This is a genomic window from Aromatoleum sp. (assembly GCF_035254505.1).
Lineage (GTDB): Bacteria > Pseudomonadota > Gammaproteobacteria > Burkholderiales > Rhodocyclaceae > Aromatoleum.
The window spans coordinates 23,784-44,772 of sequence record NZ_DATFAO010000087.1 but is presented as its reverse complement, the minus strand read 5'-3'; the positions used below and the strand labels follow the sequence as shown (position 1 = coordinate 44,772).

General features: G+C 65.9%; 20 protein-coding genes. 11 read left to right on the top strand and 9 right to left on the bottom strand.

Features of this window, described 5'->3' with window-relative positions:
* Positions 1 to 286: 286 nt before the first annotated feature.
* Positions 287 to 940: a HugZ family pyridoxamine 5'-phosphate oxidase gene (locus tag VJ673_RS17855; protein WP_324127516.1), complete on the bottom strand. Its 654-nt coding sequence runs from the start codon at positions 938 to 940 to the stop codon at positions 287 to 289.
* 174 nt (positions 941 to 1,114) lie between these two features.
* Between VJ673_RS17855 and VJ673_RS17850 the strand changes: the two genes are divergently transcribed.
* Together VJ673_RS17850 and bla are read left to right on the top strand one after the other, a co-directional pair.
* The gene (locus tag VJ673_RS17850) at positions 1,115 to 1,666 is read left to right on the top strand and encodes a DUF3617 domain-containing protein (protein ID WP_324127514.1); all 552 of its coding nucleotides are present in this window, start codon (positions 1,115 to 1,117) and stop codon (positions 1,664 to 1,666) included.
* A 59-nt stretch (positions 1,667 to 1,725) separates the two neighbouring features.
* Positions 1,726 to 2,619: a class A beta-lactamase gene (gene bla / locus VJ673_RS17845; RefSeq protein ID WP_324127512.1), complete on the top strand. Its 894-nt coding sequence runs from the start codon at positions 1,726 to 1,728 to the stop codon at positions 2,617 to 2,619.
* A 19-nt stretch (positions 2,620 to 2,638) separates the two neighbouring features.
* Here bla and VJ673_RS17840 read toward each other — a convergent pair whose 3' ends face one another.
* From VJ673_RS17840 to VJ673_RS17830, 3 genes are all read right to left on the bottom strand, one after another.
* Complete coding sequence (locus VJ673_RS17840; protein WP_324127511.1) at positions 2,639 to 4,435, bottom strand: ABC transporter transmembrane domain-containing protein; 1,797 nt, start codon at positions 4,433 to 4,435, stop codon at positions 2,639 to 2,641.
* Positions 4,435 to 5,799, bottom strand: coding sequence for a chromate efflux transporter (gene chrA / locus VJ673_RS17835; protein WP_324127510.1), 1,365 nt, complete (start codon positions 5,797 to 5,799; stop codon positions 4,435 to 4,437). Before chrA ends, VJ673_RS17840 begins: the two co-directional genes overlap by 1 nt.
* Before the next feature lie 99 nt (positions 5,800 to 5,898).
* On the bottom strand, positions 5,899 to 7,524 hold the full coding sequence (locus VJ673_RS17830; RefSeq protein ID WP_324127509.1) for a methyl-accepting chemotaxis protein: 1,626 nt from the start codon (positions 7,522 to 7,524) through the stop codon (positions 5,899 to 5,901).
* 227 nt (positions 7,525 to 7,751) lie between these two features.
* Between VJ673_RS17830 and VJ673_RS17825 the strand changes: the two genes are divergently transcribed.
* Positions 7,752 to 9,728, top strand: a complete 1,977-nt coding sequence (locus VJ673_RS17825) for a Cache 3/Cache 2 fusion domain-containing protein (RefSeq protein ID WP_324127508.1) — start codon at positions 7,752 to 7,754, stop codon at positions 9,726 to 9,728.
* Here VJ673_RS17825 and VJ673_RS17820 read toward each other — a convergent pair.
* Together VJ673_RS17820 and VJ673_RS17815 are read right to left on the bottom strand one after the other, a co-directional pair.
* Positions 9,712 to 10,098 (bottom strand): c-type cytochrome, encoded by a 387-nt coding sequence (locus tag VJ673_RS17820; protein WP_324127507.1) that lies wholly within the window; start codon positions 10,096 to 10,098, stop codon positions 9,712 to 9,714. The genes VJ673_RS17825 and VJ673_RS17820 overlap by 17 nt on opposite strands.
* A 9-nt stretch (positions 10,099 to 10,107) precedes the next feature.
* A complete protein-coding gene (locus tag VJ673_RS17815; protein ID WP_324127506.1) occupies positions 10,108 to 11,436 on the bottom strand; it encodes a cytochrome C in 1,329 nt (442 codons plus the stop codon).
* Between the two features lie 158 nt (positions 11,437 to 11,594).
* Here VJ673_RS17815 and VJ673_RS17810 point away from each other — a divergent pair, with 158 nt between their 5' ends.
* The 8 genes from VJ673_RS17810 (at position 11,595) to VJ673_RS17775 (ending at position 19,410) form a co-directional block, all read left to right on the top strand.
* Positions 11,595 to 12,170: a NapC/NirT family cytochrome c gene (locus VJ673_RS17810; RefSeq protein ID WP_324127505.1), complete on the top strand. Its 576-nt coding sequence runs from the start codon at positions 11,595 to 11,597 to the stop codon at positions 12,168 to 12,170.
* A gap of 31 nt (positions 12,171 to 12,201) precedes the next feature.
* On the top strand, positions 12,202 to 12,873 hold the full coding sequence (locus VJ673_RS17805) for a response regulator transcription factor (RefSeq protein ID WP_324127504.1): 672 nt from the start codon (positions 12,202 to 12,204) through the stop codon (positions 12,871 to 12,873).
* Positions 12,857 to 14,254: a sensor histidine kinase gene (locus tag VJ673_RS17800; protein ID WP_324127503.1), complete on the top strand. Its 1,398-nt coding sequence runs from the start codon at positions 12,857 to 12,859 to the stop codon at positions 14,252 to 14,254. The genes VJ673_RS17805 and VJ673_RS17800 overlap by 17 nt, the downstream gene beginning before the upstream one ends.
* 313 nt (positions 14,255 to 14,567) lie before the next feature.
* Positions 14,568 to 15,701 carry a branched-chain amino acid ABC transporter substrate-binding protein gene (locus tag VJ673_RS17795; protein WP_324127502.1) on the top strand — a complete coding sequence of 378 codons (1,134 nt, stop codon included), beginning with the start codon at positions 14,568 to 14,570 and terminating at the stop codon, positions 15,699 to 15,701.
* A gap of 161 nt (positions 15,702 to 15,862) precedes the next feature.
* A complete protein-coding gene (locus tag VJ673_RS17790; protein WP_324127501.1) occupies positions 15,863 to 16,795 on the top strand; it encodes a branched-chain amino acid ABC transporter permease in 933 nt (310 codons plus the stop codon).
* A 20-nt stretch (positions 16,796 to 16,815) separates the two neighbouring features.
* Positions 16,816 to 17,904, top strand: coding sequence for an ABC transporter permease subunit (locus VJ673_RS17785; RefSeq protein ID WP_324127500.1), 1,089 nt, complete (start codon positions 16,816 to 16,818; stop codon positions 17,902 to 17,904).
* Entirely contained in the window at positions 17,901 to 18,671 is a 771-nt protein-coding gene (locus VJ673_RS17780; protein WP_324127499.1) for an ABC transporter ATP-binding protein, read from the top strand. The genes VJ673_RS17785 and VJ673_RS17780 overlap by 4 nt, the downstream gene beginning before the upstream one ends.
* A complete protein-coding gene (locus VJ673_RS17775; RefSeq protein WP_324127498.1) occupies positions 18,661 to 19,410 on the top strand; it encodes an ABC transporter ATP-binding protein in 750 nt (249 codons plus the stop codon). Before VJ673_RS17780 ends, VJ673_RS17775 begins: the two co-directional genes overlap by 11 nt.
* Positions 19,411 to 19,441: 31 nt before the next feature.
* Here VJ673_RS17775 and VJ673_RS17770 read toward each other — a convergent pair whose 3' ends face one another.
* From VJ673_RS17770 to msrA, 3 genes are all read right to left on the bottom strand, one after another.
* Positions 19,442 to 19,900, bottom strand: a complete 459-nt coding sequence (locus VJ673_RS17770; RefSeq protein ID WP_015437253.1) for an Lrp/AsnC family transcriptional regulator — start codon at positions 19,898 to 19,900, stop codon at positions 19,442 to 19,444.
* 88 nt (positions 19,901 to 19,988) lie between these two features.
* Positions 19,989 to 20,333 carry an FKBP-type peptidyl-prolyl cis-trans isomerase gene (locus tag VJ673_RS17765; RefSeq protein ID WP_324127497.1) on the bottom strand — a complete coding sequence of 115 codons (345 nt, stop codon included), beginning with the start codon at positions 20,331 to 20,333 and terminating at the stop codon, positions 19,989 to 19,991.
* 33 nt (positions 20,334 to 20,366) lie between these two features.
* Positions 20,367 to 20,930 carry a peptide-methionine (S)-S-oxide reductase MsrA gene (gene msrA, locus VJ673_RS17760; protein ID WP_324127496.1) on the bottom strand — a complete coding sequence of 188 codons (564 nt, stop codon included), beginning with the start codon at positions 20,928 to 20,930 and terminating at the stop codon, positions 20,367 to 20,369.
* Positions 20,931 to 20,989 lie beyond the last annotated feature (59 nt).

The window sequence follows — 20,989 nt, the reverse complement described above, 5'->3', positions numbered from 1 at the left end:
TCGCAGTCCCGGGACACGTGGCGCTCGTGACGCCCCGATCCGGCCTGCCGACGTTGTCTCCTGTGTGGTTGCTGTTATGGCCGTTCGCGGCATCGAACGACGAGTCAGCATCGTAAGGAGAACTCACGGCGGAGAAATTTCTCGTTGGCGGGCCTTTTACCCTGTCGAAGGAAAAATTTTTCGCGAAATGGCGGTTTCGGAAAATTTATCCGATTGAGGGCACGATGCACCGCAACATGGGCCAAGCGGGTCGAGGCGCCCCTTCCCCGCCAGAACCCCTGCGTCCCTAGGGCGCGGCGGTCGCCAGCGCTGCCAGCGCGCCTTCGACGGCCTCGGCAAGATTTTCCCGGCTCGGCATCTCGGTAAACGCATGCCGCGCGCGTCTGGCGTCGACGGTGTAATCGATGCCGCAGAAATCGATGCCGAGGAGACGAATGCCTGCCGGCGGAGAAAGCCGCCGCAGCAAGTCGCCCTCCTCGCCCGGGGCGAGCGCCGGTATTCCGGCCCAGGCTTCCGCTTCCAGCCATCCCATCCGGCCCAACCCGCCGATGTAGCGCACGCGCCGCGGCGTGAAGCGGAAGAACATGAAGTCGAGCTGCAGGTATTGCTCGGCCTCCGGCTGGTAGCGGAGGTAGCGCGCGACGAGATCCGCATCCGGCTCGAAGCGCTCGGCCTCGCCCAGCAGCGTCATCCGCTGGGCGGTCTGCACGTTACTACTCTCAGGCCCGACGACGGATAGGCTCACCCGCCCGTCGGCGAGCAGGTTCTTGGTGTGCTCGGCCAAGGCACTGATACAGAGCAGCGGGCGATGGGCATCGTCTACGACACACGGGAGCGCCGTGGCGTAAGGGTAACCGGGGAGCTGGGTCGAATGCGTCGCGACGGTGACGAAGGCGGCTTCGTGCAGGAGATGGATGGCGGAGTCGGCTGCGATCTTCATGCGCGACAATTTCCGCTTCCGGGCGCCCGTAGTCAATCCGGCTCGGGCGATGCGGATTCGTCGCTTGTAGGAAATTCTGACAGCTTCGCCCGGCGCAATCAGCCAACATAACGAATGGCGGAAATCCGGACGGCACGTGACGCCTTCCCCGCCACAGCAGCATGAGGAGTTGTGATGATGAATCGAATGCGCCCCGTGGTCCTTGGCGTCGCGCTGCTATGCCTCTACGGCACGACCAACGCGGCCGACGTCCGGCCCGGACAGTGGGAATTCCGCACGACGCGGATGAATCTCGGCGGTCTGCCAGACATGTCGTCGCAGATGTCGCAGGCCCAGCAGTACCTGCAGAACCTGCCGCCCGACATGCGCCGGATGGCCGAGCAGCAGATGGCGGCGCGCGGCGTGCGCCTGAACAACGACGGGACCGTGCGCAGCTGCATCACACCCGAGCAGGCCAAGCAGGACAACATCTATTCCGGTCGTGCCGAAGGCAATTGCACGCTCTCGAACGTCGTCAAGAGCGAATCGACGGTGAGGGGCTCCGTCAGCTGCGCCCAGCCGCAAGCGAACGGCAACTTCGAGGCGAAGCTCGACGGGCCAGAGCACTTCACGACGCGCGTCAACATGAAGACGCAACAGGGCGACATGCATGTCGAGACCGACGCGCGCTGGGTCGGCGAGCAGTGCAGCGCGCCGGTTCGGCCACGCCGGCCACCCGGCTCGTGACGCCGTAGCGGGGGATGCCTCGAGGCGACTTCCCGAACAAGCACAACAAAGGGGGAGAAATGGACAGGAGATTTTTTCTTTCGTCGCTTGCGTCGGCGGCGGTGCTCGCTTGCGTCCCTGCCCGCACGCTGGCCGCGGCTCCAGCCGATCCCGACCAGGGGACCGAGGCGATCCAGGCGCGTCTGCGCGAGCTCGAGACCGCCGCGCAGGGGCGGCTCGGCCTCCATATCTTCGACTCGGCGACGGGCCAGGAATACGGCTATCGCTCCGACGAGCGCTTCATGATGCTGAGCTCATTCAAGCTGCTCGCGAGCGCGCTGGTGCTGCATCGGGTCGACGTGGGCCAGGAGTCGCTCGACCGCCGGGTTGCCTACACGAAGGACGATCTCGTCCCGTGGTCGCCGGTCACCGAAAAGCACGCCGACGGGCGCGGCATGACGCTTGGCGAGTTGTGCGAAGCGACCATCACGACCAGCGACAACACGGCTGCGAACCTGATCCTCGCGAGCTATGGCGGCCCGTCCGCAGTGACGGCTTACGCACGCCTGCTCGGCGACGGCATCACCCGCCTCGACCGCTTCGAGCCGCAGCTGAACGAAGGGCATGCGGACAAGCTGCTGGACACCACGACGCCGCGGGCGATGCTCGCGACGATGCAGATGCTGGTGCTCGGCGACTCGTTGTCCGCGGCCTCACGCGCGCGCCTGCAGCAGTGGCTGCTCGCGAACACGACCGGCGGCAAGCGGCTCAAGGCGGGCTTGCCGGCGGATTGGCGGATCGGCGACAAGACGGGCACCAACGGCACGGCCGCGAACGACATCGGCGTGATCTGGCCAGTCAATCGCGCGCCGATCCTCGTTGTCGCCTACCTCGCCGAAAGCGAGGCGGCGAGCCACGAACGCGACGCGGCGCTCGCCGCGGTCGGAACCCTGATCCAGGACATCGTCGCCTGAGGGTTCCGAGCCGGCCGGCTCAGATATCGAGCTGCAGGGCCGCCAACCGGGCGTAAAGCCCGCCCTGCTGGCGCAGGTCCTCGGGCGTGCCGATCTCGACGATATGGCCGTGGTCCATCACGACGATGCGGTGGGCCTTCTGCACGGTGGCGAGGCGATGGGCGATCATCAGTGTCGTGCGCCCCTGCATCGCGGCGTTGAGGCCTTGCTGGACGAGGATCTCGGCTTCGGCGTCGAGGGCACTCGTCGCTTCGTCGAGAAGCAGCAGCGGCGCGCCCTTGAGGATCGCGCGGGCGATCGCGAGACGCTGACGTTGCCCTCCTGACAGCCGCGTGCCGCGCTCGCCGAGGAAGGTGCGGTAGCCCTCGGGCAGGCGATCGACGAACTCGTCGACGAAGGCGGCCTTCGCCGCTTCGATCACTTCCGCGTCGCTCGCGCCGATGCGGCCGTAGCGGATGTTCTCCATCACGTCGGCGGAAAAAATCACCGGATCCTGCGGCACGATCGCAATCATCCGGCGCAGCTCGTGCAGGCTCAGCTCACGGATGTCCTGGCCATTGAGGCGAACGCAGCCGTCGGAGGCCTCGTAGTAGCGCAGCAGCAGCTGGAACATGCTGGTTTTGCCGGCGCCTGAAGGCCCCACGAGCGCAACGCTCTCGCCCTGCGCGATGTCGAGGCAGATATCGTCGAGCGCCCGGATCTGCGGGCGGGCCGGGTAGCGGAAGCTCACGTGCTCGAAGCGGATCGCGGCCCGTTGCCGGTCCACCGGGGCCCGCGGCTCGGCGACGTCGCCGATTGCCGAATCCGCATGCAGCAACTCCAGCAGCCGCTCGGCAGCGCCGCCGGCGCGTAACACGTCACTCCACACTTCGGCCATGGTGCCGACCCCGCCGGCAACCAGCGCAGCGTAGAGGACGAAGGACGCGAGTTGGCCCTGCGTCATCGCGCCGGAGTGCACCTGCCGCACGCCGACCCACAGTACGAAGATGATCGTGCCCATCACTGCGGTGATGATCAGCGCCGTGAGGGCGGCACGCACGCGCGTGCGACGCACCGCGGTCACGAAGCTCGCTTCGGTCGCGGCGGCAAAACGGGTGGCCTCGTGGCGCTCCTGTGTGTAGGCCTGCACCGTGGGCATCGCATTGAGAATTTCGCCGGCGAGCGCCGAAGCGTCGGCGATGCGGTCCTGCGATTCGCGCGACAAGTACCTGACCCGCCTCGCGATCAGCATGATGGGCGACATCAGCAGGGTCATCAGCCCCAGGTTGAGCAAGAAGAGATGGAGGCTCGTGACCGCAAGCATCGCCATGCCGCCGACGAACTGGAAGAAGCTCCGCAGCCCCATCGACACGGAGCTGCCGACGACGGTCTGGATCAGCGTCGTGTCGCCGGTGAGGCGCGACAGCACTTCGCCCGTCTGCAGCGTCTCGAAGAACTGCGGCGACTGCAACAGGACCCGCGCGTAGACGGCGCTGCGCAGGTCGGCCGTCGCCCGCTCGCCGATCCAGGAGACGGTGTAGTAGCGCGACGCGACCGCAACGGCCCAACCGCTCGCCAGCAGGAAGAGCACGAGAAACTGCTCGTTGACGCTGAGCGCGCCGAGCAGCCTTCCGCCGATTTCGGGACGGTCGGCGAAGCCGAAGTCGACGAGATCGCGAAAGGCCAGCGGCATCACCAGGATGGTCGAGGACGCAAGGCACAGGAGCACGAAGGCGAACAGCATCCGCCCGCGATAGGGCCGCAGGAAGGGCCATAGGCCTTTCAGCGCGGACAGGCGGCGCGGACTGTCTGCCGCGGTCTGGGCAAGGATGGACATTATTGAAACAGGATCTTCACAGCGAGCCCCACCAGGCCGCAAACCGCAATCACTTCGATGACGTTGCGGCGGAAGCGGAACAATGCGAGCGCGGCGCCGAGCGCGATCAAGGCCGACGGGACGTCGAAAGGACCGGCAAAGCCCTTCGGCCACAGCACGTGGTAAGCGAAGAAGACCGCGAGGTTGAGGATCACGCCGACCACCGCGGCCGTGATCGCGGTGAGCGGCGCCGTGAACTTGAGGTCGTTGTGCGTCGATTCGACGAGCGGTCCGCCGGCGAGGATGAACAGGAAGGACGGCAGGAAGGTGAACCACGTCACGAGCGTCGCTGCGAGCGCGCCGGCGAGGAAGACGGCGTCCGACCCGAACAGCACTTTCACATAGCCGCCGACGAAGCCCACGAAGGCGACGACCATGATCAGCGGTCCCGGCGTCGTCTCGCCGAGCGCGAGGCCGTCGATCATCTGCACCGGCGTGAGCCAGCCGTAGTGGTCGACCGCACCCTGATAGACGTAGGGCAAGACCGCGTAGGCGCCACCGAAGGTCAGCAGTGCCGCCTTCGTGAAGAACCACCCCATCTGCGTCAGTGTGTGATCCCAGCCCCAGGTCGCGACCAAGACGGCCATCGACACGACCCATAGCAGCGCGCCGACTCCGATCACGCGCGCAAGTCGGCCCCAGCGGAAACGCGCATGCTCGGGCGTCGGCGTGTCATCGTCGATCAGCGCCGGGCCAAAGGACTTGTCCGCCTGGCCGTGCCCGCCGCCGGTCTTGAAGCGCTCGGGCGTGACGCGTCCGCCGATATAGCCGACGAGCGCCGCCACGGCGACGATCACCGGGAACGGCAGGCTCAGCGCGAAGATCGCAACGAAGGACGCCGCGGCGATGCCCCACAGCAGGTTGTTTTTCAGCGCCCGCGAGCCAATGCGGTGGCCCGCCTGCACGACGATCGCGGTCACGGCCGGCTTGATGCCGTAGAAAAGCCCCGCGACGACGGGCACGTCGCCCAGGGCGATGTAGATCCAGGACAGGGCGATGAGGATCAGCAGCGAGGGAAGCACGAACAGGCCGCCCGCGACGATGCCGCCCCAGGTCCGGTGCATCAGCCAGCCGATGTAGGTCGCGAGCTGCTGCGCTTCGGGCCCGGGCAGGACCATGCAGTAGTTCAGGGCATGCAGGAAGCGCCGCTCCGAAATCCAGCGCCGGTTCTCGACCAGCTCCTGATGCATGATCGCGATCTGCCCGGCCGGCCCGCCGAAGCTGATGAAACCGAGCTTGAGCCAGAACGCGAAAGCGTGCCAAAAGCCGACCGTTCGCGGGGGAGCCACGGCCGTGTCCGCAGCAAGCGCCTCGGTAGGGGTCATGGGACGCGATCTCCTTGCCACGGTCGGGCCTCCATACTACAGGTCGTGACGATTCCGCGGCGCCCCACGAGGCACCGCGGCTGTCGCGCTCGGCCGCCCTCAGGCGACGCGGAAGCGGCGCGCCGTGTCCTGCAGCACCGTCGCCACCGACTCGAGCTGCTGCGCAGCCGACGCCGTCTGGCGCACGGCGGCGCTGTTTTCCTCCGTCATCTGCGCGATCTGCTCGACGCGCCGCGCGATGTCGTTGCTGGTCGAGGACTGTTCGTTCAGGGCGTTCGTGATCTCGCCCACGACCACCAGCGTCTTGTGCGACTGCTCGTCGATGAGCTGGATCGACTGCCCCGCTTCGTCCGACAGGCGTGCAACGCCGTCCATCTCGGCGACGACCTTTTCCATGCTGCCGACCGTTTCCGCCGTTACGGACTGCACGAGCCCGATCGTCTCGGCGATTTCCGTCGTCGAATGGGCCGTGCGCTCTGCGAGCTTGCGCACTTCGTCCGCGACAACAGCGAAGCCGCGGCCGTGCTCGCCGGCGCGCGCCGCTTCGATCGCGGCGTTCAGCGCGAGCAGGTTGGTCTGCTCGGCGACCTCGCGGATCACGGCGACGATCGACGAAATGCGCTCGGTCAGCTCGCCGAGTTCGCGGATCTTCTCGGCCGTCGCCTGCACGGACTTCGACGTGCTGTTGTCGGCACTCACAAGTGCGCCGATGATGTTGCGGCCCGCGACCGAAGCCTCCCCCGAGCACATGGCAGAGTCTGAGACTTCGCGGGCGCTATCCGACACCTGCGAGATCGACACCGACATTTCCTCGACCGACGCCGCCATCGACACCGCGGCCTGCGCGTGGTCCTCGGTCGAATGCGAGAGCTGGGTGGTCGCCGCCGCAAGCTGGCTGCTCATCGCGGCGATGTCCTGCGAATTGTGTTGCAGCGAGCCGACGATCTCGCGCAGCGCAACCTGCATGCGACTGCAGGACTGCAGCACCGACGCGAGTTCGTCGCGGCCGCGCGATTCGATGTCCTGTGACAGGTCGCCGTCGGCGATGCGCTGGGCGATGTGCTGCACTTTCGCAAGCGGCCGGACGATCGACACGACGATGCGCCACGCGAGTGCCAGCAGGAAGCCCGACGCGGCGAGGAAGATCAGCCCGGTACGGATCAGCGCGCCCCGAAACTCGGTATCGACGTCGTCCACATAGATGCCGGTCGTCACGACCCAGCCCCAGGGCTCGTAGAGCGCGCTGGTCGACACCTTGGGCACCGGCGCACTGCCGGCGCCGCGTGGCCAGATGTAGTCGACGAATTCGTGCTTGCCGCGCTTGGCGGCCGCGACCGCCTCGACGACGATCGGCACACCGTTGGCATCCTTCAGACCGGACAGGTCCTTGCCTTCGAGCTCGGGTTTCATCGGATGGCGGACCATCTGGTTGGCGGTATCGACAACGAAGAAATAGTTGTCGCCGTCGTAACGCAGCGCCCCAACCGCGGCCTTCGCCTGCTCGCGCGCGGCCTCGGCGTCCATCTTTCCGCCCGCGGCGAGCTCGCCGTAGTGGCGGATCAGCGTCACCGCGTTTTCCACCAGGGCCTGCGTCTTCTGCCGTCGTTCCTTGATCGTTTCGTTGCGCTGATTCCACGCGGAGGCCAGCGACACGATCGCAATCAACAGCATCGCGATACCGACGAGCAACCACAGGCGGTTGCGGATTTTCAGACTCGACAACATGAGGACCTTCACGAGAAATTAGGGAGAACGCCGCTTCGAGGCGGGAGACCGGAAACGGCTGGAGAGGGAGGATCACCATCGGCGGAAGGAGGGGGCCGCCGGAGCGTGCCATCATACGATAGTCATATGTCGACAGGGAAGCGCCAGCCCGCCCGCACCGGGGCATCGACAGTCGCACCACATCAGCACAATGGTATATATTGATCTGAATATGCCGTAGGTTGCACATGGACGATTCCCTAGACTCCTCGCTGCAATACAAGCTCGGCGCGATCGTGCTGAGCGTCACGGTCCTCGCGCTCGGAATATTCGGGAGCGTCCTGCTCGAACACGTCGAACGAACGGAGTACCGGGAAGCCAGCGAGCATCTGCTCGACAGCAGCCGCCGCGTGCGCGGCATGCTGGCCGTAAATCACCAGCTGATGCAGGTCGCGGCGGACGAGCACTTCGCCGCGTTCGAGGCCCTGCTCGATGCGCCGATCCGCGCCGACAAGACGACGACCGTCCATGTCGGCACGCATCACGTCCCGCAACTGCGCGTCGGGAGGCAGGCGATCGGGCCGGACTTCGCGCCGATCGACGAATTCACGCGCGACAGCCCGGGCAGCATCGCAACGATCTTCGTGCGTCACGGCGACGAGTTCCTGCGCATCGCGACATCCTTGCGCGACCAAGAGGGGCGGCGCGCGGTCGGCACGCTGCTGGGCTCTGACCACCCGGCCCACCGGCGGCTACTTCGCGGCGAAGCTTACGTCGGCCCGGCTCAGCTCTTCGGACGGCCTTACATGACGAAATACCGCCCCGTCGTCGGCCCCGGCGGCGAAATCATCGGTGCGTTGTTCGTGGGCCTCGACCTGTCGTCGAGCTTTGCGCAGATCCGGGAGGAGATCAAAGCCATCCAGGTGGGGCGCACGGGCTACGTGTACGTCCTCGATGCACAGCCGGGCGAAGAGCACGGCCGGCTCCTGATTCATCCGGGCCTTGAAGGACAGAATATCTTCGACCTGGCGGAGCCGGAAGCGCTCGGTTTTTTCCGAAAGGCACTTTCCGGCAACGGCGATCTGGTCGATCGCTACCGGTTTCGCGACCCCAATGGCCAATTTCGCGACAAGATCGCCGCGGTCGTCGAATTTCCCGAACGCCAATGGGTCATCGCATCGGCGAGCTATTACGACGAGTTCACCGCCCAACGGCGCCGGCTGCAATATGCCGTGCTCGGCGCGCTGCTGATCGCCGCGACGGCAATCGTCATCGCGCTGAAGGCATCCATCCGCCGACTCGTGCTGATGCCCTTGCTGAAAATGCACGAGACCCTTCGCGCATCCGAAATGCGCTTCCGCACGCTGGTCACTTCCACCGACGACCTGATCTACACGACCGACGAGACGGGCCGGTTGACGGCGATCTTCGACAAGGGCCTCGTTGCGCCCCGCGAAGAGGCGGCGGCGCTGGTCGGCAGGCCCATCGCCGCCCTGCTCGGCAAGGACGACGCGCTACATGGCGCGACCCATGCGCGGGCCCTCGAAGGCGAGCACGTGGTGTACGACTGGTGGACGACCGGGCCGCGCGGAAAGATCGACATCCAGAGCGCTCTGTCGCCGATGCACGACGCCGACGGCAAGGTCAGCGGCCTCGTCTGCATCGGACGCGACATCACGGAGCGGCGCCGCGCCGAGACGCTCGCCAACCATCTCGCACAACACGACACCCTCACCGGCCTGCCCAACCGCATGCTGATGCAAGACCGGCTGCAGCAAGCGATCCATCACGCGGAGCGCAACGGCAGGCTGGTCGGCCTGCTGTTCATCGACCTCGACCATTTCAAGCAGGTCAACGACCGCTACGGCCATGAAACCGGCGACCAGCTGCTGCAGGCGGTCGCGCAGCGCCTGCTCGCCTGCGTCCGCCAGACCGACACCGTCACGCGGATCGGCGGCGACGAGTTCGTCGTCGTGATCAGCGAGGCCGCGAATCAGGAGGCGCTCGTGCAGGTCGCCGAAAAGCTCCTCGGCGCCTTCGCCCAATCCTTCCAGCTGCCCCTCTGCACGCTGACGATGTCGCCGAGCATCGGCATCAGCGCCTATCCGCTCGACGCGCAGGACGCCGTCGACCTGATCAAGGCCGCGGATGCCGCGATGTACGCTGCGAAGAACGCAGGCCGCGCGAGCATCCGCTGTTCGGGAACGCCTATTTCAAGGACATGAGATAGGCGATGACGTCGGCGCGCGCGGCCGCGTCCGGCAGTCCGTCGTACTTCATCTTGCCGCCGACGACGGTCTTGCGCGGCAGGGTGAGATAGACGTCGAGCCGGTCAGGCGTCCACTCGATACCCGACTGCCGCATCGCGTCGGAATAGCCGGAAAAATCCGCCACGGAGCCCGCCTTGCGCCCGATCACGCCATGCAGGCTCGGCCCTTTCTTGTTCGTGCCGGCGACCGGGCTATGGCAGTCCCCGCATTCCTCGGCGAACACGTTCCGGCCCTTGCCGGCATCGCCGACGGCCCAGGCCTGCGGCGCCGCAAATACCGCCCCCATGCAGAGGGCGGCGGCAATGATGTGCGTTCTCGACGTCATGATTTCACCTCAGATCGACATCCACATGAACAGCATCGTGGTGTTGTTGTCGCGGGCGCGCCGCTCGTTGCCATCCGCATCGAGGAAGTGCGCGCCGCCCATGAAGCGCTCATAGCCGGTGTATTGCAGGCCCAGGCGCACGTTCGCCCACGGCGCGCCCCAGGAGCCTTCCTTGCCCCACGGCGTCCAGTCCGCCTGCAGGATGTAGCCCGAGGTGTTCGGCTTGCCGTTGAGCGAGCTCGAGTTGCGGGTCGCGTCGCGGTTGCCGCGGCTGTCGAAATAGCCGGCCGTCAAGCCCCAGGTCTGCAGGTAGTGATAGGAGGCCGCCACGCGCAGCTGATCGAGACTTCCGCCACGCTTGTCGGCTTCACCCAGCTTGCCGGCGGTGTAGTCGAGCGTCTGCCATTCCTTCATGTAGCTCGCGTTGACGGTGAAGATGTGCTCGCGATTGCCGAGGAACTGGTAAGCGGCGTCGATGCCCAGGTCGCGGTACTTGTCGCCGGTGCCCAGATCCGTCCGGTCCGGCTGCAGATTGGCGTCGAATCCGGACAGGCCGACCGAGAAGTTGTCGCGCTTGCGGTCGACGAGGTAGGCGAGCCGCCAGTATTTCCCGACGCCCTTGAACTTGCCGGGGTCATCCGCATTGATGCGGTCGAGGGTGGTCTTCGACAGCGTGTTGTAGAGGCCCGCTTCGGCATACAGGTGGTTGTCGAAGAAGACGTAGGCGTTGGCGCCGACGACGCCGCTCGCGAGGCTCTCGACCAGCGGCGAGGGGCCGAAGCCGGCGTTGAAGTCCGACGCGGTGTAGGGGAAGCGCCACTGGCCGAGGGTGTTGAGGGGATCGGTCAGCGTAGGGTTCGAGTTGAGCGACAGGCCGACGGTGGATTCCTTGTCGCCGAATTGCAGGGTGCGCGCGTAGCGCAGGTCGGCCTGGTCGAGGGCGCTCTTGCGGTCGACGCCGGACCAGGTCGCCTGCACGAAGGTGCCCAGGTTGTCGGCGAGGCGGCCCGCGAGGAAGAGCGAGGCTTCCTGCATCGCGGCATTGTCGTTGCTGCCGAAGTGCTTGATCTTGTCGCCGTCGGCGGCGTCCTTTGCGGTGCGCGTCCAGTTCGCGACCATCATCGCCGACAGCGGCACCTTGCCGTCCTTGCCGTCGGTATCAGCGTAACCGCCGATCTTGAACTTCATGCCGTAGGGCGTGAGCTGCGGACCGAAGCCGCCGACGTGACAGGCCGCGCACTCCGAACCGGTCTGGCGCGCGTAGCTCGGCAGCGCATGCGCCGCCGAGGCCGCGAGACCGAGCAGCAAGCTGGCCGCCAGAGCACGAAGGCTCCGCATCGATGCAATTTCCATATCCATTCCTCTTTCGCAAATGAGAACGGGCGGATTCTCGGACGATGAAGCTTGCGAATGCCTGACGAATGCCCACACCGGCTCGTCAGGCATTCGCAAGCTTAGGGCGGGGATCATTCGCCGACTTCTGAACGGAGACGGGTATGGACAAGGGAAGCGAGAAGATCAGGAAGGCAGGCATGTTCGGATTGGGCTCCGTGGCCCTGGTGCTGGTCGGGGCCTTGCTCGCCGGGGCCGGCAAGGTCGCGCTCGATCACACCAATACCGTGGAGTTCTGCACGTCCTGCCACGAGATGAAGGACAACAACTACAGCGAGTACAAGGACACGATCCACGCGCACAACCGCAGCGGCGTTAAAGCGACCTGCGCCGATTGCCACGTGCCGCACGAATTCGTCGACACGATGGTGCGCAAGATCAAGGCGTCGAACGACGTCTTCCAGCACCTCGCGGGCACCATCGACACGCGCGAGAAATTCGAGGCGCGCCGCCTCGAGCTCGCGAAGCGCGTGTGGCAGCGAATGAAGGACTCGGACTCACGCGAATGCCGCAACTGCCACGACGTGCAGGCGATGGCCGCCGACAAACAGGGCACGACCGCGCGCAAGCAGCACCAGAAACTCGCCTCCGGGGAGCGCACCTGCATCGACTGCCACTTCGGCATCGCACACAAGGAGCCCGAAGGGGGCGTCGAACCGCTCGATCTCGTGAAACAATAACCATCAAACGACTCCCTCCCCGTCAAAGTACATGCGGATACTGATTGTCGAAGACGACGCACTCGTCGCGGACGGCCTGAAGCAGGGCCTGCAGCAGCTCGGCTACACCGTCGACGTGGCGACGAGCGCGGAGGAAGCCGACGCCTTCGTCGCCGACGAAAGCTTCGACCTCGCATTGGTCGACATCGGCCTGCCCGGCATCGACGGGCTCGAATTCATCCGCCGGCTGCGCGAGCGCGGCAACCGTCTGCCGACGCTCGTCCTGACCGCGCGCGAGAGCATGGAGGATACGGTCCGCGGGCTGGACGCCGGCGCCGACGACTACATCACGAAGCCGTATCGCCTGCCCGAAGTTGCTGCTCGCATGCGCGCCCTGCTGCGCCGCGCCCATGCCGTCAGCGACGCCTGCCTGCGCCACAACGGGCTCGCGCTCGACACTCGCACCCGCGCCGCCACGCTCGACGGCGAACCGGTCGAGCTGACGAACCGCGAATGGGCGATCCTCGAGATGCTGCTGATGGCGTCCCCGGCGGTCGTCAGCAAGGACAAGCTCGTGCAAAGCCTCGCCGGCTGGGACAAGGACATCACGCCGAACGCGATCGAGGTGCACGTCTCGCGCCTGCGCGGCAAACTCGCGCCCGGCGAGATCGTAATCCGCACGGTGCGCGGGATCGGATATCGCGTCGATGCACCCGTCAACTGAACTCGCGCCGCATCCGCGTTCGCCGCTCGGGCTGCGCCAACGCCTGATCCTCGCGCTCGCGATCCCGCTGATGCTGATCGTCGTCACGAGCTCGGCCCTCGACTACCGTCTCGCCCGCCGGACCGCCGATACGGCGCTGGACGAAGCCCTCGCCGATACTGTCTTCGACCTGAAATCCTATGTCGCCAAACAGCAGGGCAGCGGCCGGATCGATCTGACGCAGGAGGCGGAGGCGATGCTGCGCAGCAATGCACCGGACCTGCTGTATTTCTCGGTGCACAGTGCGGCCGGCGAACTCCTCGCGGGCGACGTCGACCTGCCGGCCTTCGAGGCGCCACCCGAAGTCAACCGGGTGCAGTTCCGCGATGGCAGGTATCGGAAGCGGCCGGTGCGGATCGCGCTGCTGCGCATGGAGGGTGCCTCGGGTCCGCTGATCACCGTCATGGAGACCACCGGCAAACGCCAGCAGTCGCGGCAGCGCATCCTGGCCGCAATGGTCTTGCCCAACCTCGCGGTGGTCGCGGCCACGCTGATCGCCGTGCTGTTCGGTGTACGGCACGGTCTGCTGCCTCTGCAGGCGGTCGAGCGGGAGATCGCGGCGCGGTCGGTCGCCGACCTGCATGCGTTCGACCTCACGGCATCGCCGATCGAAATCCGCCCGATGCTCAGTCGCCTGAACGAGCTCTTCGTCCTGCTGCAGCAGGCATCCGAAGTGCAGCAACGCTTCATCGCCGACGCCGCGCATCAGCTGCGCACGCCGCTTGCCGGCCTGCAGAACCAGCTCGATCTCGCCGTCGGCGAAGGCGCGTTCGGACAGAATCCGCAACGTCTCGGCCACATTGAGGAGGCGACCAGCCGCATCGGTCACCTACTGAGCCAACTCCTCGCCTACGCGCGCACCGAAGCCTCGACTCCGGCACCGCGCGTCTTCGAGGCTGTCCGGCTCGAACAGCTCGTCGAGAACTCCGCCTCGCTGTTCCTCGACGCCGCCCTCGCGAAGGACATCGACCTCGGCTTCGAAATGTCGCCCACCGCGACGGTGGGTCTGTCGTGGATGCTGCAGGAGGCGCTGTCGAACCTGATCGACAATGCGATCCGCTACACGCCGCGCGGGGGAGTCGTGACGGTGCGCTGCGGCAGCGAGGGCGGTCAGCCCTTCCTGGAGGTCGAAGACAGCGGGCCGGGGATCTCGCCGGAACATGCGACGCACGTCTTCGAACGCTTCTACCGGATCCCCGGCTCCAGCGGGACCGGTTGCGGGCTGGGGCTCGCCATCGTCAGCGAAATCGCCCATCTGCACCGTGCAGAAGTCTTGCTCGCGGGAGCCTCTCCACACGGACTTCGGGTCCGTATCCGCTTTCCGGCAGCGCTGCCCGTATAAGCCGCCAAACGGGACGCGCGGGGCGGTTTGTTGCAGCGCGCCAGACAAGACAGGAAGAAAAACCGCGCTCGATCGCCGGATCAGGAAAAATTTTCCCCTGCCCTACGTGAAACCCGCAAAAGCCGAAAAACAATTCCCCTCCCCCGTCCTTAACATTCTCCTCCACGCAACCGCCCCACGAGCGGTTGCAACAAAAACAAGCAGGAGACAACCCCTCGTGGATTCACCGGTTGCCGCGCGAGCGGCCGGTATCCCTTCGTCTCCGCCACGCTTGTGCAGCATCCCGCGCACCGCCCACAAGGAGGAGACACCCATGAAGCTGAACAAACTGATTTTCGCTCTCGCCGCCGCGAGCCTCGCCACCGGCGCCGTCCAGGCCAAGGAAGTCGTCGTGCGCATCGGCCACGCCGGCCCGCTGACCGGACCCGCCGCGGCCTTCGGCAAGGACGGCGAGAACGGCGCGCGTCTCGCGATCGAAGATGCCAACGCGAAAGGCATCAAGATCGGTGGCGACACCGTCAAGTTCGAACTGGTCGGTGAAGACGACCAGGCCGACCCGCGCACCGCCACCACCGTCGCGCAGCGCCTGGCCGACTCGGGCGTCAAGGGCGTCGTCGGCCACGTCACCTCGGGCGCGTCGATTCCCGCCTCGCGCATTTACGAAAACGCCGGCATCCCGGTGATCACCCCGTCCGCCACCAGCCCCAAGCTCACGCAGCAGGGTTACAAGATGACCTTCCGTGTCATCGCCAACGACCTGCAGCAGGGCAACGCGCTCGGCAAGTACGCGGTGGGTGAGCTCAAGGCGAAGAAGATCGCCGTCATCGACGATCGCACTGCCTACGGCCAGGGTCTTGCCGACGCTTTCGCCAATGCGGTGAAGGCCGCCGGCGGCGAAGTGGTCGGGCGTGAATTCACCAACGACAAGGCGACCGACTTCATGGCGATCCTGACCAAGGTGAAGGCGATGAACGCGGATGCCGTGTTCTTCGGCGGCATGGACGCCCAGGCCGGCCCGCTGACGCGCCAGATGAAGCAGCTCGGCATGAGCTCGAAATTCCTTACCGGCGACGGCGGCTGCACCGGCGAGATGCTGAAGATGGCGGGCGACGCACTCTCCGCCACAACCTACTGCACCCAGGCCGGCATCCCGCTCGACAAGATGCCCGGCGGCGCAGCCTTCCGCACGGAGTACAAGAAGCGCTTCGGCGCCGACATCCACGTCTACGCTCCCTACGCCTACGACGCCACGATGGCGATGATCGAGGCGATGAAGACCGCGAACTCCGTCGAACCGGCGAAGTACCAGCCGAACCTGCGCACGGTCAGCTACCAGGGCGTCACCGGCCCGGTCTCCTTCGACGACAAGGGCGACATCAAGGGCGGCACGATCACCGTCTATAACTTCAACGGCGGCCGGTGGGCGCCGATCCAGACCATCCAGTAACTCTCCTCCCCTCGCGCCGGCCGGCAGTTCCGCGGTCGGCGCACCTTTTCCCCAAACGACGCTTGCCCTGCGTCCGCCGCCCGGCGGAAGCGCGGCAGCACTCGTCTGGACATCCGGCCTTCCTCCCCCGCCGGACTGTGCAAAACGACAAGGGTGAAACGATGGAAACCTTCCTGCAACAAACGCTCAACGGCCTGGTGTCGGGCAGCATCTACGCGCTCGTCGCGCTCGGCTACACGATGGTCTATGGCATTCTCGGCCTGATCAACTTCGCCCACGGCGACCTCTTGATGGTCGGCGCGCTGGTCGCGCTGCAGACCATTTCGCTCCTCAACTCGGCCGTCCCCGGCCTGCATCCGGTCGTGCTGCTGCTCGCCGGCGTCCTCACCGCCGTCCCGGTGTGCATGGCGGTCGGCTACCTGATCGAGCGCATCGGCTACCGCCGCCTGCGCAACGCGCCGAAGCTCGCACCGCTGATCACCGCGATCGGCGTGTCCTTCCTGCTGCAGACGCTGGCGATGATCCTGTGGGGCCGCGAGTTCCACGTCTTCCCGCAACTCGTGTCGACGACCCCGATGCAGCCGATCGACGGCGTCGTCGTGTCGCCGCTCCAGATCTTCACGATCGTCGTCGCCTTCGCGCTGATGGCCGGGCTGATGCTGCTGGTGAACAAGAGCCGCCTGGGCCGTGCGATGCGCGCGACCGCCGAAAACCACCGCGTCGCGGGGCTCATGGGCATCAACGCGAACGGCGTGATCGCCGCGACCTTCATCATCGGCTCGGGCCTCGCCGCACTCGCCGGCGTGCTCTTCGCGTCGAACTACGCGATCGCGCACTACGCGATGGGCTTCACGCCCGGGCTGAAGGCCTTCACCGCAGCGGTGCTCGGCGGCATCGGCAACCTGCCGGGTGCGATGGTCGGCGGTCTGGTGCTGGGCCTCGTCGAATCCTTCGGCGCGGGCTACATCGAGCACCTCACCTTCGGCTTCCTCAACTCGAGCTACCAGGACATCTTCGCCTTCATCATGCTCGGCGCCGTCCTGATCTTCCGCCCGTCGGGCCTCCTCGGCGAACGCGTCGCCGACCGCGCCTGACCTGAACAGGAAAGACAGACATGACCACGACTTCCTCGACCCTCACGCTGCCGGCGGGCTTCTCGCTCGACCCGCGCGTGCAACGCCCGCTCGTCATCCTGCTCGCACTCGTCGCGCCGATCGTCGCGCTCTCCTTCGGCAAGAGTTGGGTGCGCGTGCTCGACTTCGCGATGCTGTACGTGATGCTGGCGATCGGCCTCAACCTGGTGGTCGGCTTCGCCGGCCTGCTGGACCTCGGCTACATCGCCTTCTACGCGGTCGGCGCCTACACCTGGGCCTTCCTCGCGTCGCCGCACTTCGGCATCCACCTGCCCTTCTGGGTGGTGCTGCCGCTGGGCGCGGCCTTCGCGGCGGCAGCCGGCATCACGCTCGGCTTCCCGACCCTGAGGCTGCGCGGCGACTACCTCGCGATCGTGACGCTGGGCTTCGGCGAGATCATCCGCATCTTCATGAACAACCTGAACCAGCCGATCAACATCACCAACGGCCCCCAGGGCATCGACTCGATCGACCCGCTGGTGATCGGCGGCGTGGATCTGTCGATGGATACGAGCATTTTCGGGCTGCACACACCCTCGGTCGTGCTCTATTACTACGCCTTCCTCGCCTGCGTCGTGGCTGCGCTGATCCTCGTGCGTCGCTGCCAGATCTCGCGCATCGGCCGCGCCTGGGCCGCGATCCGCGACGATGAGCTCGCCGCCAAGGCGATCGGCATCGACACCCGCGCGATGAAGCTCCTGGCCTTCGCGATGGGCGCAACTTTCGGCGGCGTCGCCGGCGGCCTCTTCTCGGCCTTCCAGGGCTTCGTCAGCCCCGAGAGCTTCAGCCTCACCGAATCGATCGTCGTGCTGACGATGGTCGTGCTCGGCGGCATGGGCAACCTCGCCGGCGTCGTCCTGGGCGCCGTGCTGCTGACCGCGCTGCCCGAACTGCTGCGCCACTTCGCAGTGCCGATGCAGATGGCGCTCTTCGGCAAGACGCTCCTCGATCCCGAAGTGCTGCGCATGCTGCTGCTGTCGCTGGCGATGATCGTGATGATGCTCGTCCGCCCCGCGGGACTCCTGCCCGCCCGTACCCGCTATGCCCATCGTGACCGGAGAAACGCATGATCACGCTGCTCGAATCCCGCACCGTCAATAAGCGCTTCGGCGGCCTGCAGGCGCTCACCGACGTGTCGCTGAAGATCCATCGCGGCGAGGTCTACGGCCTGATTGGACCGAACGGTGCCGGCAAGACGACCTTCTTCAATGTGCTGACCGGCGCCTACCCGATCGACGGCGGCGAGTTCGTCATGAACGGCGCGGAACTGCCCGGGGGCAAGCCCCACCTCATCGTGCAGCACGGCATCGCGCGCACCTTCCAGAACATCCGCCTCTTCCGCGAACTCACTGCGCTCGAGAACGTGATGGCCGGCCACCACATCCGCTCGTCGGCCGGCATCTGGGGCGTGCTCGCACAGACCCGCGCCACCCGCGAGGAAGAGCGCCTGATGCAGGAACGCGCACTGGAGATCCTCGACTACGTCGGCATCGGCCGCCACGCCGATACGGTCGCGAAGAACCTCTCCTACGGAGACCAGCGCCGCCTCGAGATCGCCCGGGCGCTCGCGACCGAGCCGCAGCTTCTTGCACTCGACGAACCGGCTGCCGGCATGAACGCGACCGAAACGGCGGGCCTGCGTGCGCTGGTCGAGACGATCCGCGCCGACGGCGTCACCGTGCTGCTGATCGAGCACGACGTGAAACTCATCATGGGACTATGCGACCGCGTCGCCGTCCTCGACTTCGGCAAGAAGATCGCCGAAGGCACCCCGGCCGAGGTCCAGCGCGACCCCGACGTCATCCGAGCCTACCTGGGAGGCCATCGTGCGCACTGAAAATTCCTCGCCGATCCTGCAAGTCCGCAACCTGAAGGTCGCCTACGGCGGCATCCAGGCCGTCAAGGGCATCAGCCTGACGCTCAACAAGGGCGAACTGGTCTCGCTGATCGGCGCGAACGGTGCCGGCAAGACCACGACGCTCAACACGCTCGCCGGCATTGTGCCCATGGCGAGCGGCGAGGTCCTCTACGCCGGCCAGGAGATCGGCAAGCTGCCCTCGCACCTGCGCCTGCGCCAGGGCTTGGCGCTCGTACCCGAAGGCCGCGGCATCTTCACGCGCCTGTCGGTCGAAGAAAATCTGCAGACTGGCGCCTACACGCGCCGCGATGCGGACGGGGTCGCCGCCGACATGGAAAAGGTCTTCACCATGCTGCCGCGCGTCAAGGAGCGCCTGCATCAGACCGCGGGCACGCTCTCTGGCGGCGAGCAACAGATGGTCGCGATCGGCCGCGCGCTCCTGTCGCGCCCGCAGGTGCTGCTGCTGGATGAGCCTTCGATGGGCTTGGCGCCGCTCGTCGTCGAAAAGATCTTCGAGGTGATCCACACGATTACGCGCGAAGGCATGGCGGTGCTGCTCGTCGAGCAGAACGCCAATCTCGCGCTTGAAGTGTCGGAGCGTGCCTACGTGATGGAAGGCGGTCACGTCACGCTCGAAGGCACGGGCAAGGATCTGCTCAACGACCCGAAGGTGCGCAGCGCCTATCTCGGCGAAGAAATCGAGGAAATCGCCGCCTGAGCGCGACAGCAAAAAATCGGCGCTGCCCGCGTTACAGCGGCAGCGCCGTCTCGTTCTTGATCTCGCGCAGCGCGACGCTCGAATGCGTGACGTCGACTTCCGGAATCTTGAGCAGGAAGTTGTGCATGAACTGCGAGAAGGCTTCGAGGTTCGGCAGGTAGAGCTTCAACAGGCAGTCGGTCTCGCCGAGCAGCTCGTAGCACTCGACGACTTCTTCGCAGCCCTTCACGACCTGCTCGAAGCGCTCCAGCACATCGGCGCTGTGCTTCTTCAGCCGCACCCGCACCCATACGCAGGTGCTCAGGCCGACCTTGTTGCGATCGACCAGCGCGACGTAACCCCGGATCAGCCCCGCCTCCTCCAACTCCCGCACCCGCCGCCAGCACGGTGAAGGGGACAGCCCGACCTTTTCGGCCAAGTGCTGGGTGCTGACGGACGAATCCTTCTGTAGCAAGGTCAGGATGCGTCGCTGCGCCTGGTCGAGCTTCATGTTTCCCCCTTTTCGTTGTTATGGGGACGCATCGAGCGCCCGCGCCGCCGCCCGCAGGCAGCAGCGCCCTCCGTTGTCTCGCCGGTTCTTAGAGAACCTTCAGCAATTCGACTTCGAACACCAGGGTCGCGTTGGGCGGGATCACGCCGCCGGCGCCGCGCGCGCCATAGCCAAGCTGCGGCGGAATCGTCAGCTTGCGCTTGCCGCCTTCCTGCATTCCTTGCACCCCTTCGTCCCAGCCGCGGATGACGTGACCGGCACCGAGCGGGAAGTCGAACGGGTCGTTGCGATCCTTGCTCGAATCGAACTTACGGCCGTCGGTCAGCCAGCCCGTGTAATGCACGGACACGCGCTTGCCCTTGACGGCGGTGGCACCGGCGCCGACTTCCAGATCTTCGATGATGAGGCCGCTGTCGGTGGTGGTCTGGGACATCGGTATTCTCCTGGGGAGGTTAAAGCAGCAATATTAATCGGGTTTTCTTCTCCTGCTGGCAAACTTTTCGCGGAATTTGGCGATTTTCGGCGCAACCACGTACTGGCAGTATGGCTGGTCGGCATTGCGTACGTAGTAGTTGTGGTGGTACGCCTCGGCCGGCCAGAACCGCCCGGCCCGCTCGACCTTGGTCACGATGGCGCTTGGATACGCGCGCGTCTCGCCCAAGTATTCGATCAGGTCCAATGCGGTATGCAGTTGTTCGTCGCTCGTCGCAAAAATTGCCGACCGATATTGCGTACCGATGTCGTTGCCTTGCCGGTTAACGCTGGTCGGGTCGTGAATCGCGAAAAAAATTTCCAGCAGGTCCTTGTAGCTGATCACCGCCGGGTCGAACGCAATCTGCACCGCTTCTGCATGGCCGGTGCCGCCTTCACATACCTGCTGGTAGGTGGGCGCGTCGGTCCGCCCGCCGGTATAACCGGAAGTCACGGACGCAACACCTTCGACGTCCTTGAAAACCGCTTCCAGACACCAGAAACAGCCACCTGCCAAAATCGCAACTTCGCGTGATACAGGCATGTCGTTATCAGTCATCGGATTCTCCCCATGATGTCCCGCGAATGAGACAACGACGACGGCCGGCGATTCCCCAA